The 17087-nt window shown below is 42.4% G+C and carries 17 protein-coding genes and 1 tRNA gene; 10 read left to right on the forward strand and 8 right to left on the reverse strand.

The genetic code is table 11. The features are described 5' to 3' along the window. Nucleotides 1-16: 16 nt before the first annotated feature. From CGC64_RS11730 to CGC64_RS11745, 4 genes are all read right to left on the reverse strand, one after another. The gene (locus tag CGC64_RS11730; RefSeq protein ID WP_005676305.1) at nt 17-412 is read right to left on the reverse strand and encodes a DUF1573 domain-containing protein; all 396 of its coding nucleotides are present in this window, start codon (nt 410-412) and stop codon (nt 17-19) included. 98 nt (nt 413-510) lie between these two features. Further along, the gene (locus CGC64_RS11735) at nt 511-1110 is read right to left on the reverse strand and encodes a DUF4923 family protein (protein ID WP_005676304.1); all 600 of its coding nucleotides are present in this window, start codon (nt 1108-1110) and stop codon (nt 511-513) included. Continuing rightward, a complete protein-coding gene (yihA, locus tag CGC64_RS11740) occupies nt 1107-1712 on the reverse strand; it encodes a ribosome biogenesis GTP-binding protein YihA/YsxC (RefSeq protein ID WP_005676302.1) in 606 nt (201 codons plus the stop codon). The genes CGC64_RS11735 and yihA overlap by 4 nt, the downstream gene beginning before the upstream one ends. A 124-nt stretch (nt 1713-1836) precedes the next feature. Further along, on the reverse strand, nt 1837-3291 hold the full coding sequence (locus CGC64_RS11745) for a sodium:solute symporter (RefSeq protein ID WP_005676301.1): 1455 nt from the start codon (nt 3289-3291) through the stop codon (nt 1837-1839). Between the two features lie 90 nt (nt 3292-3381). Here CGC64_RS11745 and recR point away from each other — a divergent pair, with 90 nt between their 5' ends. The 3 genes from recR to CGC64_RS11760 are packed head-to-tail and all read left to right on the forward strand — an operon-like array spanning nt 3382 to nt 5031. After that, nucleotides 3382-3999, forward strand: a complete 618-nt coding sequence (gene recR / locus CGC64_RS11750; RefSeq protein WP_005676300.1) for a recombination mediator RecR — start codon at nt 3382-3384, stop codon at nt 3997-3999. Between the two features lie 30 nt (nt 4000-4029). Next, nucleotides 4030-4479 (forward strand): hypothetical protein, encoded by a 450-nt coding sequence (locus CGC64_RS11755; RefSeq protein ID WP_005676299.1) that lies wholly within the window; start codon nt 4030-4032, stop codon nt 4477-4479. 6 nt (nt 4480-4485) lie between these two features. Next, the gene (locus tag CGC64_RS11760) at nt 4486-5031 is read left to right on the forward strand and encodes a GNAT family N-acetyltransferase (protein WP_005676298.1); all 546 of its coding nucleotides are present in this window, start codon (nt 4486-4488) and stop codon (nt 5029-5031) included. Between the two features lie 58 nt (nt 5032-5089). Here CGC64_RS11760 and CGC64_RS11765 read toward each other — a convergent pair whose 3' ends face one another. After that, on the reverse strand, nt 5090-5680 hold the full coding sequence (locus CGC64_RS11765) for a YqgE/AlgH family protein (protein ID WP_005676297.1): 591 nt from the start codon (nt 5678-5680) through the stop codon (nt 5090-5092). A gap of 94 nt (nt 5681-5774) precedes the next feature. Next, nucleotides 5775-7091, reverse strand: coding sequence for a pyridoxal phosphate-dependent aminotransferase (locus tag CGC64_RS11770; protein WP_005676296.1), 1317 nt, complete (start codon nt 7089-7091; stop codon nt 5775-5777). A 151-nt stretch (nt 7092-7242) separates the two neighbouring features. Here CGC64_RS11770 and CGC64_RS11775 point away from each other — a divergent pair. Beyond that, nucleotides 7243-7316 (forward strand) — tRNA-Asp (locus CGC64_RS11775). 367 nt (nt 7317-7683) lie between these two features. Here the strand turns inward: CGC64_RS11775 and CGC64_RS11780 are convergent. Further along, nucleotides 7684-8688 carry a beta-ketoacyl-ACP synthase III gene (locus tag CGC64_RS11780; RefSeq protein WP_005676295.1) on the reverse strand — a complete coding sequence of 335 codons (1005 nt, stop codon included), beginning with the start codon at nt 8686-8688 and terminating at the stop codon, nt 7684-7686. 340 nt (nt 8689-9028) lie between these two features. Between CGC64_RS11780 and CGC64_RS11785 the strand changes: the two genes are divergently transcribed. After that, on the forward strand, nt 9029-10075 hold the full coding sequence (locus tag CGC64_RS11785) for a mannose-1-phosphate guanylyltransferase (RefSeq protein WP_005676294.1): 1047 nt from the start codon (nt 9029-9031) through the stop codon (nt 10073-10075). Nucleotides 10076-10079: 4 nt separating this feature from the next. On the opposite strand, the gene CGC64_RS11790 is transcribed toward CGC64_RS11785, so the two are convergent. Then, complete coding sequence (locus CGC64_RS11790; RefSeq protein WP_005676291.1) at nt 10080-10979, reverse strand: AraC family transcriptional regulator; 900 nt, start codon at nt 10977-10979, stop codon at nt 10080-10082. Nucleotides 10980-11141: 162 nt separating this feature from the next. Here CGC64_RS11790 and CGC64_RS11795 point away from each other — a divergent pair, with 162 nt between their 5' ends. Genes CGC64_RS11795 through CGC64_RS11815 form a run of 5 tightly spaced genes read left to right on the forward strand, consistent with a single transcriptional unit; the run spans nt 11142 to nt 17036 of the window. Beyond that, entirely contained in the window at nt 11142-12401 is a 1260-nt protein-coding gene (locus tag CGC64_RS11795) for a TolC family protein (protein WP_005680746.1), read from the forward strand. Between the two features lie 17 nt (nt 12402-12418). Then, nucleotides 12419-13318, forward strand: a complete 900-nt coding sequence (locus CGC64_RS11800; protein WP_005676288.1) for an HlyD family secretion protein — start codon at nt 12419-12421, stop codon at nt 13316-13318. A gap of 18 nt (nt 13319-13336) precedes the next feature. Then, nucleotides 13337-14806, forward strand: coding sequence for an ATP-binding cassette domain-containing protein (locus tag CGC64_RS11805; RefSeq protein ID WP_005676287.1), 1470 nt, complete (start codon nt 13337-13339; stop codon nt 14804-14806). A 2-nt stretch (nt 14807-14808) separates the two neighbouring features. Beyond that, complete coding sequence (locus tag CGC64_RS11810) at nt 14809-15915, forward strand: ABC transporter permease (RefSeq protein WP_005676286.1); 1107 nt, start codon at nt 14809-14811, stop codon at nt 15913-15915. 5 nt (nt 15916-15920) lie between these two features. Then, nucleotides 15921-17036, forward strand: a complete 1116-nt coding sequence (locus CGC64_RS11815) for an ABC transporter permease (RefSeq protein ID WP_005676285.1) — start codon at nt 15921-15923, stop codon at nt 17034-17036. Nucleotides 17037-17087: the final 51 nt, after the last annotated feature.

Below are 17087 nucleotides of genomic sequence, written 5' to 3' on the forward strand. Positions count from 1 at the left end.
TATCGCCTATTTTTTCTTATTTGACATCTTTGGCCGTCATGTCGCCCTCGATATATAGCCTTACCATTTCTGTTTTGGCATTGGTACGCAGAGTGATTGATTTCTTGAAATGTCCCGGATATTTACCTGTTCCGTTATAAGTTACCTTGATCGTGCCTTTCTTTCCGGGCATGATAGGTTCTTTCGTATATTCAGGTACGGTACATCCGCAAGAGGCTACTGCCTGATGAATTACCAAAGGAGCGTCACCGATATTAGTAAAGGTGAATGTGCAACTGACAACCGGACTGTTTTCGGAAAACTTACCGAAATCATGGGTTGTTTTGTCAAATTTAATGTCGGCATTTGTTTGTGCAAATGCAAAACTTACTCCCATTACTAATAAGGTCATTAAAAAAAGTACCTTTTTCATTTTTCCTTCTTTTTAGTGATTACAAGTGACAAAGGTAGTGCTTTTTCCTTAAAATGTACTTTATGGAGTGCGAAATAGTATTAAACGACTCTCTTTTGTTATTTAGAGAGCTCGAACCCCAACATCATTCCGTCGTAATTATCGGCCAGTGAGCTGACTGTTTTCAAAGCGGTACTATTGCTTTTACTTCCGATAAACGCTAATAATTTGAGCAGTTTGTCCGAGTTGAACAATAATTCCAATGAGCTGGAGCTGCAATTTACTTTCGCGTGGAGATTCAGCAGTTTCAAGAATTTCAGGTCTACCTGTTTTGCGGAAGCGTCATAAGAATAAGTTCCTTTCAGTGTTTTTTTACCTACGGTACTTGTGAAAGTACTGTCGGCATTGAATGTGAAATTCATCTGTCCGGCCTTGATCCCTACTTTGCTTAGTTGTTCATCGAGCTTGTTTTCTGCCATGGTAGCGGCTGCGGCGCCTCCTGCTTTCATCAACAGGTTCTCCGATTCAAATTCTACTGCCGAACCTTTGTAGTTCCATGTTCCGGTCATGTCGATCGTTTCAGGAGTTCCAGTGATAGCATTTACTACTTTCGAGATGTTGTCCTTATTTAACAAGTCTTTCCATGACTGCGCCTGGCTGTTAGTGGCCATTAGCAAGAATACTGCCATAAAGGCAAGTGATACAATGTTCTTTTTCATTTGTAATTGATTTCCTTGTTTATGTTTTCAATATAATTGAGAATTTCTGTCCGTCCTGTGCGGTTTTCCGAGGAGGAGATAAAGTAGGGGGGAAGTTCTTCCCACTGTTTACTTAACTCACGCAAATAAGCGTTGACGTTCATCTTCAGGCGGCCGCCTTTGAGTTTGTCGGCTTTGGTGAAGATGATAGAAAAAGGTATTCCGTTCTCGCCCAGCCATTCCATAAATTCGAGGTCTATATTCTGAGGCTCCAGACGGCTGTCTATCAAGACAAAGAGGTTTGTCATCTGTTCCCGTTCCAAGATATAATCTTCGATTATGGTACGTATCTGGTCTTTTCCTTTCTGTCCGCGACGGGCGTATCCATATCCCGGAAGGTCGACCAGATACCAGTTCTTGTTAATAAGAAAGTGGTTGATTAGCATTGTCTTTCCTGGGGTAGCGGAGGTCATTGCCAGTCCTTTGCGGGCGGTCAGCATATTGATAAGGCTTGACTTTCCTACGTTGGAACGGCCGATGAAGGCATATTCGGGGAAGATACCTGCCGGACATTTTTTCACGTCTGTATTGCTAATCACAAATTCTGCACTTGTTATTTCCATTTTCTTGTCATTTATTTCTTTATAATTTCGTTTATAATAAACTCGCTCATCGTTTATAATAAACTATTGCGTCGTTTATAATAAACTCTGCCATTATTTATAATAAACTCCGGAGCACCTGTTTTTATGGCGCTTTCGGCGTTTTCTCTTTTTTAGACATAAGCATTAGTCCTGCAAAGGTAAGAGTTCCATTCAACATTAGCAATTCATAGCCGAATTTATATCCGGTTTCTTTGAATATCCACCAGTCTAAAACATAGCAGAGCAGTGGGGAGGCGACAGCTGTGAGGGGAACCCGGCGGTCGTTTGTCTGTCTTCGTGTGAACAGACCGAAGGCAAACATTCCCAGTAGCGGGCCGTATGTGTAGGAGGCGATGATGTATATGGCGTCAATTACACTTTTGTTATTCAGCATTTCTACCAGGCAAATGAATAAGGCTAATAAAACAGAAAGAGAGAAATGTACCTTCTTTCTTTTACGGCATGCCACCTCTTCAGAGTCTTTTCCCGTGTTCAGCAGGTCTACGCATACACTGGTCGTCATGGCTGTCAGCGCGGAATCAGAGTTGCTGAAAGCGGCTGCGATAATTCCGATTGTAAAAAGTATCAATACCGGTTTCCCCAAGTACCCTTGTGCGGCAAACATGGGAAGAATGTCGTCGTTCATTGCCGGAAGTTCCAGTTGCATCTGTCCGGCTAGGGCTATTAGCAAAATTCCCAGGCATAAAAACAGAAGATTCAGCGGGATAAAGGAGAATCCGTAGCAGTACATATTCTTTTTTGCTTCCCGGAGGTTCCGGCAGGAAAGGTTCTTCTGCATCATATCCTGGTCTAGCCCGGTCATCACTATGACGATGAAAATACCGCTAAAGAATTGTTTGAAGAAGTTCTGGCGGGATATCCAGTCGTCGAAAACGAAGATACGGCTGTGTTCGCTGCCTTGAATTGTCCGGATGATACCACTGAAATCAAGTCCTAGTTTCTGAACGGTGAAATAGATGATGAAGATCAATGCTGCAATCAGGCAGAATGTCTGCAAGGTATCTGTCCAGACGATTGTCTTTATACCGCTTTTATGGGTGTATATCCATACTAATGCTACCGAACCGACGGCTATCAGCCAGAAGGGGATATGCATTTCCTGAAATACATAGGTGTGGAGAATGAGGCAGACCAGATATAGTTTGGCAGCCGTTCCCAGCATACGTGATAAGAGAAAGAAGAAAGAGCCGGTGCGATAGGCATGTGTCCCGATGCGTGTACCGAGATAGCCGTAGATACTTGTCAGGTTGAGTCTGTAATATAAAGGAAGCAGTACGTGGGCAACAACCATATATCCGAAAAAGAATCCGAATACCGTTTGCATATAGGTCATATCCATTCCGCGTATCATTCCCGGAACGGAAACGAAAGTGACTCCGGAGATAGAGGCGCCAATCATTCCGAAGGAGACTACATACCAGGGCGATTTGTTCTCTCCCTTAAAGAACGCTGCATTCGATCCGCCTTTATGTCCGGTGATACGGGCTATTAGTAATAATGCCGCGAAGTAGCAAATAATAGTGACAAGTATCATCATATCGGCTGCAAAGGTAGTATTTTTTGTAGGTATTATAACAATAATCCGTATCTTTGCGCCAAAATATCGATAGAATAGCAATTATTATCTATGAACCAACAATATCCTTCCGTGCTGCTTGAAAAGGCAGTCGGCGAATTTTCCAAACTTCCCGGTATCGGGCGTAAAACGGCCATGAGGCTTGTGCTGCATCTGCTTCGGCAGGATACGGCTACGGTGGAAGCTTTCGGGAATTCTATTATTACTTTGAAACGTGAGGTGAAGTATTGTAAAGTATGCCATAATATATCCGATACCGAAATATGCCAGATTTGTGCCAATCCGCAGCGGGACGCTTCTACTATTTGTGTGGTGGAGAACATTCGTGATGTAATGGCAGTTGAAGCAACGCAGCAGTACCGGGGACTTTATCATGTGTTGGGCGGTGTGATTTCTCCAATGGACGGGGTGGGGCCGAGCGACCTGCAAATTGAAAGTCTGGTGCAACGGGTATCCGAAGGTGGAATAAAGGAAGTGATTCTCGCTCTGAGCACTACTATGGAAGGGGATACCACTAATTTCTATATCTACCGTAAGTTGGATAAACTAGGTGTTAAGCTGAGTGTGATTGCTCGCGGCATATCTGTGGGGGATGAACTCGAATATGCGGATGAAGTGACTCTGGGCCGTAGTATTGTGAACCGGACACTTTTTACCGGAACTGTATAATCAATTAATCTTTAGAAACTTAGAACGAACATGGAAGAACAGATAAAACGTGCTGTCAGAAATTTAAATATTAGTTATATTTTCTTTTGGGTGCTCCCTGCGTTTCTGCTTGGAGCAGGGGAGTTTGAACTCCTTCCCGTAGGAAGTTTGGCAGACAATGCACAAGCCGTTTATTATTTTGAGACATTAGGGATTCTGCTAACGGCCTTGTGTATTCCCCTTTCTCTTAAATTATTCAGCCTGGTGCTTAAAAAGAAAATAGATCAAATGACGATCACGCTTGCTTTGAAATGTTATGTGCAATGGAGCATTGTCCGTCTCGGCATATTGGAAGTCGCTATCGTTACCAATCTTTTATGCTATTATCTGACGCTTAGTACCACAGGAAATCTTTGTATGTTGATTGGTCTCACTGCTTCTCTTTTCTGTCTGCCTGGTGAGAAAAGATTGCGTAACGAACTTCATATCACGAAAGACTAAAGCACTATGAAACAGTCCTTCTTAATAAACGACCGTATTTATCTCCGTGCTGTGGAGCCAGAGGATATGGATGTGATGTACGAAATGGAAAATGACCCGTCGATGTGGGATATCAGCAATTTCACCGTTCCGTATTCCCGTTACGTATTACGACAGTACATCGAAGGTTCTCAATGCGATGTTTTTGCCGACAAGCAGCTACGTCTGATGATCGTGAGAAAATCCGATCACTGCATACTTGGTACTATTGATATTACGGACTTTGTTCCCCTTCATTCGCGGGGGGAGGTGGGAATTGCTATTCATAAGGATTATCGTCAGCAAGGATATGCGGGCGATGCATTGAATTTACTTTGTGAGTATGCTTTTGACTTTCTTTCTTTAACGCAGCTTTATGCACACGTAGCTGTCGACAATGATGTTTGTATGAAGCTATTCACATCTTGCGGTTTTGTGCAATGCGGCTTGTTAAAGAATTGGTTGCAGATAGGAGGATGCTGCAAAGATGCAGCACTTTTCCAGTGTTTGAATCCTAAATTAAACTGCAAGTGATAAAAGACGAATTGTGAACGAATGGCATATTATTTTGTTTGTCGTTCACAGTTCATCATTAATTAAGTGTGGGTACCTGTGGAAAACGTGACCACGTTTCATACTTGCTGCCTAATTTCTCTAAAGCTTTCCGCCACATGTCTTTGGTGTCGCTCTTCATCAGGTAGGATTTCTTTTCCTCGGAGACCAGCCATGTGTTTTCTCTGATTTCATTGCTCAACTGTTCACTTTCCCACCCGGAATAGCCCAGGAAGAAACGGATATGTTCGCTAATCTTATTTCCTTGTAATATGTATCTTTTTATCTCCTCAAAGTCCCCGTTCAGATAAAGTCCTTTGCAGATAGAAATAGCACCGGGAATGTCAGCTAGTGTGTGCAGATAGAATAAGGTGTCAGTTGCAATCGGACCACCTTTATATAATGGAATTTCGTCTATATACTTAAATTCCATGATGATATCGTTGAGAAGCAACGGCAGTTGCTTGTTGATGACCAATCCCATACTTCCTTCTTCCGTATGGTCAATCAGTAGAATTACAGATCTTCCAAACGTTACGTCGCGTAAAAAAGGTTCGGATATTAGAATCTTTCCTCTTGACGGCAACACATTATTTGATTGAATCTTAAATATGTCAGAGTCGATATTCATGCCACTAAAGTAAGAAAAAAAACGGAATAACAATCGTTCTTTCCGTTTTTTTTCATTTTAAGAGTAGCTTTTGTGAATATCTTCCGGTAAATATTTATACTACCGGGTGATTTTCGGCAAATAGTTTCATTCTTTCATCGAGTTGCGCATATTGGTGGTCTTTAATAAAAGAGGTACATGCGCGCAAGCCTTCCTGGTGACTTCCGGTTGTCACTAACGAAATAGCACTGACTCCATAATACATCAGTTCCTTAGCCAGCTCGCCGCTAGTCATTCCCGGATAGCCGATTGTGAAATAGAATCCGTCTGCAATAGGATCGCCCAGATCGTTATCATATACCAGATGAAAGCCATGACGAAGGAAGATTTCTTTCAATTTCTGCGCTCTTTCACCATATATTTTCACTTCATTCAGGAAGTTATATTGTCCTTCATTGGCCGCTTTCAGCATGGCAGCCATAGCAAATTGCGCCGAGTGGCTTGTTCCTGAAGAAAGGGCATAAAGTACGCGATGAATGAAAACTGTACCGAAAGTACCTCCGCCATAACGTTTCGTCAGTCCGGGATAACTCCGGTGATATAACTTATCAGATATACAACTTACACCGATACGCTGTCCGGCATAGCTGAATGCTTTTGAACCGGAAATTAGCAATACATAATTATCTGTATAATGTGCAACCGACGGCTGGAATGGTGCCTGATAAGGTTTGCTCAGATCCTGGCGGAAATCCATTGCGAAATAGGCCAGGTCTTCCAAAACAATCACATCATATTGTGTTGCCAATTCACCGATAATCCGCAGTTCTTCCTCTTTTAAGCAAATCCAACTGGGGTTATTCGGGTTCGAGTATATGATAGCGGATATATTTCCCTTCTTCAAAAAACTTTCCAGCTTCTCTTTCAGCTTATCACCGCGGTAATCATATACATCGAATGTTTCATATTTCTGTCCCATTACCACCAACTGCTGTTTTTGTACCGGGAATCCGGGGTCGATAAACAGAATGGTATCTTTCTTCTCGTCACATTGGCTACAAGTAAGGAATGAAGCAAATGTGCCTTGCATGGAGCCGGTGACAGGCACGCAACCTTCCGGACTTAAATCTACATTAATAAATGCCTTGATAAAGTTGGAAGCCTCTTTTTTCAGTTCCGGCAATCCGTTAATATCAGGATATAGACTGGCAATTCCATTCTGTAATGCCGCAATTTCAGCTTTTACGCCTACTGCAGAAGGAGGAAGTCCCGGAACACCCATTTCCATTTTGATAAATTCGACTCCCGATGCTGCTTCTGCTTTTGAAGCAATAGCTTTCACTTCACGAATGGTTGCTTTAGAAAAATCGACAATTTGAAACTCATTTATGGTTTCATCAATCAGATGTCGTTCAATTGGTGTATTTTTCATTCTATTTTCTATTTTATGTAATGCTTGCAAATGTACACGATAATTCTTAATAAACCCACTTTTTCAGAAAAAAGATACTGAAGCTATTGCAGGTTTCAAAAAAATATCTACCTTTGCATCCGCATTCGAGAGGGATGCAATATCTAAAAATGGTGCGTTAGTTCAGTTGGTTAGAATACATGCCTGTCACGCATGGGGTCACGGGTTCGAGTCCCGTACGCACCGCGAAAAATAATTAAGAAGAGATACTTAGCACTGATATTTGATATATTAGTGCTTTTTTTATGTTTTTACCTTCGCTCCATTTATTATATGGTGTACATAATGTGCGACCAATTATTATAATTCGTGCGACTAATCCATGTATAACATTTATGTATATTAGCTACTTGAACTCATAAATGTGACATATTGGCTATTTTTAAAATTGTTTTCTTTACTATTATTCTGGATTGAAATGTAATATCAATTGATTAAATATGTCAATAAACAGATGCTTAAAGCTAATCACTAAAGTTGTATAAAATGAAAAAGATTACTGATTCATTATTTGTTGTTATCATCGTATGTATCTTTTGATAACAACAGCTTATTACTTCTTCCTGCCGTCATATCCCCATTTTACATAAATAGCTCCCCAGGCAAATCCTGCTCCGAATGCTGTAAGAATTATATTATCTCCTTTTTTGAGTTTATTCTCGAAATCCCAAAGGCAGAGTGGGAGAGTACCGGCACTGGTGTTTCCGTATCGTTCAATATTGACAATGACCTTTTCGGAAGGTACTCCTAAGCGTTGCGTTACAGCGCTGATTATGCGTTGATTGGCCTGATGAGGAATCACCCAGTCAATATCATTTTTGTTAAGATGATTTCTTTCAATTACAGCTTCACAGGCATCGGACATATTGGCTACGGCATACTTGAATACAGTACGTCCTTCCTGATAGATATAATGCATTTGATTATCCAATGTATAATAGGAGGGGGGACATACAGAACCACCGGCTTTTATATGCAGGAAAGGTAATCCTTTGCCGTCTGTTCTCAATACGGCATCCATAATACCTAAATCTTCGGTTGTGGCTTCCAGCATGACGGCTGCCCCTCCATCACCAAAAATAGGACAAGTGGCGCGATCTGTATAATTGATGATTGATGACATCTTTTCGGCTCCTACAACTATAATTTTCTTATAGTTTCCCGAACGGATGAAATTAGCTCCTGTTTCCAGTGCATACAAAAAACCGCTGCATACGGCTTGCATATCGAACGCAAAAGCTCTTTTCAATCCCAGCCTTTCGCATAAAAGGGATGCAGTGGAAGGAAAACGATAATCAGGAGTGGTGGTAGCAACAATAACCAGATCAATATCGTCCGGATTCGTTCTGGTACGTTGTATCAACTGCTTCGCTGCTTTACGGGCTATATAGGAGGTCCCTAGTCCTTCATCCTTCAGGATACGTCTTTCTTTTATGCCAATACGCCCCATAATCCATTCGTCGGTGGTATCTACCATTTTAGAAATCTCATCATTGGTCAAAACATAATCGGGAACATATCCTCCGACTCCTGTAATTATTGCGTTAATTTTTTCCATTCGGCTTATCTTGGTTTTGTAAATTTTGAATAGGGTGGCTAATAAAATGTGATAAAAATGCGGGCACAAATATAGATAAAAGAGAATGAAATGCAATTATCGTCTGGAAAACACTTACCTTTTTAATCAATAAAAAGGAATATTTGACCTAATTTTAGCGAAAAGGAGGAGGGGTGTCTCTTGTTACTTAGAAGGGACATATTTTGCCAATCAACGAAATAGTACTCCTGTTATTACTATGGATTTATGATAAAAGTGTTTTGTTTTTCTTGTAAAGTTGGATATTTTGGAGTAAATTGCGCAATTATTTCAAATGTGTTTTTATAGGAGAATAACAGGTATGGATAATCATGTGGTAATAATGGCTGGTGGCATCGGTAGCCGCTTTTGGCCGATGAGCACGCCGGAATGTCCCAAACAATTTATAGATGTAATGGGATGTGGACGCTCATTGATTCAGTTGACGGCAGATCGGTTTGACGGTGTCTGTCCCAGAGAAAATATGTGGGTGGTAACTTCAGAAAAATATATAGATATTGTTCGGGAACAGTTGCCGGAAATTCCGGAAAGTAATATTCTGGCGGAACCTTGTGCGCGGAATACGGCCCCTTGTATTGCTTTTGCCTGTTGGAAGATAAAGAAAAAACATCCGAATGCTAATGTGGTGGTGACTCCTTCGGACGCATTGGTTATTGATACGGGAGAATTCCGTCGGGTGGTGGAGAAGGCTCTTCGTTTCACTGATGATAGCAGTGCCATTGTGACAATCGGTATCCGGCCGACCCGTGCGGAAACGGGATACGGTTATATTGCCGCCGCCGACCAGCTTCAAACTGATAAGGAGATATTTACAGTAGATGCATTTAAGGAAAAACCGGACAAAGAAACGGCCGAGAAATATCTGTTGGAAGGCAATTACTTTTGGAATGCAGGAATCTTTGTATGGAATGTGCGTACTATTACTTCCGTGATGCGTGTATATGCTCCGGGGATAGCACAGATTTTTGATCGTATTTTCCCGGATTTCTATACTGAAAAAGAAAATGAATCAATCAAGAAGCTGTTTCCGACCTGTGAAAGTATTTCTATTGACTATGCAGTAATGGAGAAGGCACAGGAGATCTATGTGCTTCCTGCTTCTTTCGGCTGGTCGGATTTAGGGACATGGGGAGCCCTCCGTGGACTATTGCCACAGGATAAATCGGGCAATGCTATGGTGGGAACTGATATTCGTTTGTATGAAAGCAAGAATTGTATTGTTCATACCAGTGAAGAAAAGCACGTGGTAATACAAGGATTGGACGGATATATTATTGCCGAAAAAGATGATACGCTGCTGATTTGTAAATTGGAAGAAGAACAGAGAATCAAAGAGTTTTCAAAATAAGAACTCATTCCGATTTCTGATATTCTTGTGGCGTCATTCCTGTCATTCGCTTGAAAAACTTACAGAAAAAAGAAGGATTAGGGAAGTTCAATTCATCAGAAATTTGATAGACAAGCAGGTTGCTATGTTTTAGCAATACTTTAGCTTCTAGTATAATGGACTGGTTTATCCAGTCCATTACTGTTTGTTGGCTGGTCTGCCGGATGAGGGTGTTCAGGTAACGGGGGGTGAGGCATAACTTGTCTGCGTAAAAGCCGACATTGCGTTCTGTCTTGCTATAAGAGTTGACTAGAGAAATAAATTGCTGGAAAATACTCTCTTGATGTGTCAAACGCTCTCCTTTCATTTGATTATAGTGTTTAGCTATATATTCTATATTGTATAAAAGGCTGGCGATAAGATGTCGTATAGCTTCCCGGCGGAAAGGAGGTTCTTGCAGAATGCTCCAGATTAAACTGAAATACTTCTCTAGTTGTATATGTTCCTGCGGAGTTAATGATAACAGAATGTTTCTTTGATGATGTAAGAGATAGGTGAAAAAATCTTCTTTCTCGGAGATAGGGAGGAAGTTGTTATTTATGGCTATCATTTGCATATCGAAATCAGGAGAGACTTCTATGACCTGAATAATAGAGGTGGGAGTCATTAATGATAGGTTTCCTGCTTGCAGATTATGTTCTATCAGATTAATAGAAACACGTGCAACGCCTTGTTTGACCAGTGCGATACGACCTTCTTTTATACGATACGGCTGTCCGAACGCGAAAAGACTCGGTTCCATTTTAATGAAGCTGTTGACGAATCCGAACTCAGAGGAAATAAAACGAAATTCGTTATGACGAACAATTTTGTAGTTCTCCAACATTTTAAGTCCCAAGTCTAACGGTGCTTTCTTCTGTTCCATTCTTTTTTTTCTTTTCCTGCAAAGGTAATAAAAAGATATTTCTTAATTCTTTTTTTCTGATTTATCGAACTATTGGAACATATTTACCAACTCATAGAGAGTGACTGTATATTTGAAACCTCTTATCTTTGTCTTTCGAAAAACTAATAGAAAAAGATGCGTATGAAAAGAATGGTTTTCAGTCTCTCCTTTTTATTGTTTGTATCGGGGATGTATGCGCAAATCACGTTGGAGGAATGTCAACGAAAGACGCAGGAAAATTATCCGTTGGTACATCAATATGGATTGGTGGAGAAGACAAAGGAATATAATCTGGAGAATGCGGCCAAAGGTTATCTGCCTCAGTTTGCTCTTTCGGCCAAGGCTTCTTATCAAAGTGATGTGACGGAATTGCCGGTGAAGATTCCCGGTGTGGAACTAAAGAGATTGCCTAAAGACCAATATCAGGTAATGCTGGAACTGCAACAGAAAATCTGGGACGGTGGAGGAATCCGGATGCAGAAGAAACAGACGATAGCGGAGGCTGACGTGGAGAAAGAGAAGCTGAACGTGGATATGTATTCGTTGAATAGCCGGGTAAATGATCTTTATTTCGGGATACTTTTACTGGATGAGCAGTTGCGGCAGAATGCTTTGTTGCAGGATGAGTTGGGACGGAATTATCGTCAGATCACCGCCTATGTGGAAAATGGAATTGCTAATCAGGCTGATCTGGACGCTGTGAAGGTGGAGCAGTTGAACACGCAGCAGAAAAGAGTGGAACTTGCCTCCTTGCGCGTTGCGTATCTGGAGATGCTTTCCATATTGATAGGCGAGGAATTATCTCAGGAAACACAACTGGAGAAACCGGTTCCGCAAAATGATGTTTCGGCAGTCAGCGACATCCGCCGGCCGGAACTGTCGTTGTTTGATGCGCAGGGTGCAGGGTTGCAGATACAGGAGAAAGCATTGAATGTACGCCACTTGCCACAGTTTGGATTATATGTGCAAGGTGCTTATGGGAATCCGGGATTGAATATGCTGAAGAATGAGTTCTCTCCTTATTATATAGCCGGTGTCCGACTCTCGTGGAATTTCGGGAGTCTGTATACACTGAAGAATGACCGGCAGGTGATTGAGAACAAACGTCGGCAACTGAATAATAACCGTGATGTGTTTCTTTTTAATACGCGTCTGGAAATGACGCAGCAGGATCAGGCAATTCGTTCATTGGAGAAACAGATGAAGGATGATGACGAGATTATCCGCTTGCGTACCAACATTCGGAAATCGGCGGAAGCCAAAGTGGCGAACGGTACTTTGACGGTGACTGAGATGCTTCGGGAACTGACGAATGAAAGTTTGGCACGCCAGACGAAAGCGATGCACGAAATCCAGCGGTTGAAAGGTATCTATCAATTGAAATATACTACAAACCATTAATTAGATTTTCTTCGGATATGAAACGAATGATAAAAATAGGAATAGGAGGGATAGCATTGACAATGCTATCTGCCTGCGGAAATGGAACGCCTGACTATGATGCGACAGGCACGTTTGAAGCAACGGAAGTTATAGTTTCCGCTGAAGCTGCCGGCAAATTGTTGAATTTGGATATTGAGGAAGGGAAGCGGTTGCAGACTGGAGAGGAAATCGGCCTGGTGGATACGCTTCAGTTGTACTTGAAAAAACTACAACTGGAGGCTAACATGAAATCGGTGGAAAGCCAGCGTCCGGATTTAGCCAAACAAATTGCTGCTACCAAACAGCAGATTGCTACGGCTGAGCGGGAGAAAAAGAGAGTGGAGAATTTGCTTACGGCAGGAGCGGCAAACCAGAAACAATTGGATGACTGGGATGCGCAGGTTAAACTGCTTGAACGACAGCTTGCAGCTCAAGAATCATCGTTGCTGAATAGCACGAATAGTTTGACGGAGCAGGGAAACTCCGTTGCCATACAAGTGGCACAAGTGAAAGACCAATTGAATAAGTGTCATATTCAGTCGCCGATTGAAGGCACGGTATTAGCGAAATATGCAGAAGCCGGTGAACTGGCGGCTGTTGGCAAACCTCTGTTTAAGGTGGCCGAAATAGGTCGTATGTATCTGCGGGCTTACATCACTTCGGAGCAGCTATCACAAGTGAAACTGGGTGATAAGGTGACGGTATATTCCGATTATGGAAATTCGGAGCAGAAGGCTTATACGGGTGTAATTACGTGGATTTCCGAACGGTCGGAATTTACACCCAAAACCATTCTGACGAAGAACGAACGTGCCAATCTGGTGTATGCGGTAAAGATTGCCGTGGAAAGTGACGGAGCGTTGAAAATAGGTATGTATGGCGGAGTCAAGTTTTGATGACGAAGAACCGGAAAGATGAGAAAAGGAGAACCTATAGTCGTTGTAAAGTATGTAAGTAAGAGCTACGGAAAAGTGGAAGCTCTGAAAGAGGTTTCTCTTGTTGTAGAGCAGGGGGAAATCTTCGGGCTTATTGGTCCCGATGGTGCGGGCAAGAGTACGTTGTTCCGCATCTTGACGACCCTGTTGCTTGCAGATAAAGGCTCGGCAACTGTCGGAGGGCTGAATGTGGTGGAAGACTATGAACTGATTCGTACCAAAGTGGGGTATATGCCCGGTCGTTTTTCTTTGTACCAGGATCTTTCGGTAGAAGAGAATCTGGAGTTTTTTGCTACCGTATTCCATACGACGATTCAAGAGAATTATGCTTTGATTAAAGATATTTATCAACAGATAGAGCCTTTTAAGAAGCGGAGAGCGGGAGCTTTGTCGGGAGGTATGAAGCAGAAACTTGCATTAAGTTGTGCGCTGATTCACAAACCCGATATTTTGTTCTTGGATGAACCTACCACAGGAGTTGATCCGGTGTCTCGTAAAGAGTTCTGGCAGATGTTGCGAAACTTACGGGAACAGGGCATTACGATTATTGTTTCGACTCCTATTATGGATGAAGCCCGCCAGTGCGACCGGATAGCTTTTATCAATCATGGAGAGATTCATGGAATTGATACTCCCGAACGGATTTTACAGGAATTTGCTTCCATTCTTTGTCCGCCTTCGTTGGAACGGGAAGAAGTACAACATACAATGGCTCCTGTTATTGAAGTAGAACAACTGACAAAATGTTTCGGCAATTTCACTGCGGTCGACCATATTTCTTTTCAAGTGAACCGTGGAGAAATTTTCGGTTTCCTGGGAGCAAACGGAGCAGGAAAGACGACTGCAATGCGTATGTTATGCGGACTAAGCAAGCCGACGTCCGGGGTAGGGAAAGTCGCCGGATTTGATATATCCCGGGAAGCGGAACAAGTGAAAAAGCATATTGGCTATATGAGCCAAAAATTCTCTCTATATGAGGATTTGAAGGTTTGGGAGAACATTCGCCTGTTTGCGGGGATTTATGGGATGAAGGAAAAAGATATAGAACAGAAGACTGATGAACTGCTGGAACGCTTGGGATTTTCTGCCGAGCGGAACACGTTGGTTAAAAGCCTTCCTTTGGGCTGGAAACAGAAGCTGGCTTTTTCGGTCTCTATTTTCCATGAGCCGAGAATTGTCTTTCTGGATGAACCTACGGGCGGGGTTGACCCTGCTACGCGCCGGCAGTTCTGGGAACTGATCTATCAGGCAGCCGACCGGGGAATTACTGTATTTGTAACTACGCATTATATGGATGAGGCTGAATATTGTAACCGGATTTCCATTATGGTGGACGGGCAGATCAAGGCTCTTGACACACCGGCCCGTCTGAAGCAGCAGTTCGGAGCAGATACAATGGATGATGTTTTCCAACAATTGGCCCGCCATGCGGTACGTAAAGCAGATTGATTATGAAACAGTTTATAGCTTTCGTAAAGAAGGAGTTTTACCATATTTTCCGGGATCGGCGTACGATGCTGATTCTGTTGGGAATGCCTGTCGTGCAGATTATCCTATTCGGCTTCGCTATCAGTACGGAGGTAAAAAATGTCCGGCTTGCTGTTCTCGATCCCTCTAATGATGTGGTGACACGGAAAATCATTGATCGGCTGGATGCTAGTGAGTATTTCACTGTCACCAGGCGTTTTCATTCTCCGCGGGAAATGGAGGCTGCCTTCTTGAAAAATAAAATAGATATGGTGGTTGTCTTTAACGAACATTTTGCCGACGGACTTTATTGCGGTGACGCACGTGTCCAGTTGATTGTGGATGCAACAGACCCTAATATGTCGACCTCGCAAATCAACTATGCTACGGGCATTGTGTCTGCGGTAGGACAGGAGATGATATCTCCGGGCATATCGTCGTCGGCTCGTCTGACTCCGGACATAAAGTTACTGTATAACCCGCAAATGAAGAGCGCCTATAACTTTGTTCCGGGAGTAATGGGATTGATTTTGATGTTGATTTGCGCAATGATGACTTCTATCTCTATTGTCCGTGAGAAGGAAACAGGCACAATGGAAGTCTTGTTGGTATCGCCTGTCAAACCGCTGTTTATCATTCTGGCGAAGGCAGTTCCTTATTTTGTATTGTCGTTTGTCAATTTGGTGACGATTCTGTTGCTTTCTGTATTTGTACTGGATGTACCGGTAGTGGGCAGCCTGTTTTGGTTGGTGGTGGTGTCTTTGCTGTTTATTTTTGTCTCGTTGTCGTTGGGATTGCTGATTTCATCGGTAACACGTACACAAGTGGCGGCTATGCTGGCTTCCGGCATGATTCTGATGATGCCTACCATGGTGTTGTCCGGTATGATTTTCCCTGTGGAGAGTATGCCGTTGATTCTTCAGTTGATATCGGATATTATTCCGGCCCGCTGGTATATCCAGGCTGTACGTAAACTGATGATTGAAGGAGTATCGGTTGTACTGGTATTTAAGGAGATTGGCATTTTGTTGTTAATGGCAACCGTGCTCATCACTGTCAGCATTAAGAAGTTTAAATATCGATTGGAGTAACGGTTATGATAAAGTTTCTGATAGAAAAAGAGTTTAAACAGTTGCTTCGCAACTCGTTTCTACCGAAGTTGATTCTTATTTTTCCTTGTATGATTATGCTGTTGATGCCTTGGGCGGTGAATATGGAGATAAAGAATATTCGGTTGAATATAGTTGACAATGACCATTCTGCAGTTTCGCAACGATTGGTGAATAAGATTGCCGCTTCTACTTATTTCCATTTAACGGAGGTCCCGGCTTCGTATGAAGAAGGATTACGGAATATTGAACTGGGTACGGCGGATATTGTCATGGAGATTCCTAGGCATTTGGAGCGTGACTGGATGAATGGGAGAGATGCGCACGTATTAGTAGCCGCCAACTCGGTGAATGGAACAAAAGGCGGATTAGGCAGTTCTTATCTGACCGCTATTATTAATGGTTATGCGTCCGAATTACGCTCGGAACGTCCGGAGGCTGTTTCTGTATCCGAAATCATTCCTTCTATCCGTATTGATACGCAAGGGCTGTTTAACCCGAATCTGAATTATAAGCTCTATATGATTCCGGCATTAATGGCAATGCTGTTGACATTGATTTGTGGTTTTCTGCCGGCTTTGAATGTGGTCAGTGAGAAAGAAGTCGGGACCATTGAACAGATAAATGTTACTCCTGTACCTAAATTTACTTTTATTCTTGCTAAACTTTTGCCTTACTGGATTGTAGGTTTTATTGTGTTGACATTATGTTTTGTGTTGGCTTGGCTGCTTTATGGGATAGTACCTGTGGGGCATTTTAGTATGATCTATCTCTTGGTGATTTTTTTTGTATTGGTGATGTCCGGTTTTGGGTTGGTTATATCCAACTATTCAGCGACGATGCAGCAATCTATGTTTGTGATGTTCTTTTTCATGTTGATTCTGATGTTGATGAGCGGACTGTTTACACCGGTTAGCAGTATGCCGGAATGGGCGCAGGCTATCACTGTATTCAATCCTTTAAAATATTTTATAGAGGCGATGCGTATGGTATATCTGAAAGGAAGCGGCTTGGTCGATTTATTGCCGGAGATAGGCATTCTGTCTCTTTTTGCTGTATTCTTCAATAGTTGGGCGGTGATTAGCTATAGGAAAAGCCGGTAAACGGTAGGTTGAATTTGTTTCAAAGCATGAAACACATTGTTTCAAGTAGGG

Origin of the sequence: Bacteroides caccae (assembly GCF_002222615.2) — a bacterium.
In the GTDB taxonomy this organism is placed as follows: Bacteria; Bacteroidota; Bacteroidia; order Bacteroidales; family Bacteroidaceae; genus Bacteroides; species Bacteroides caccae.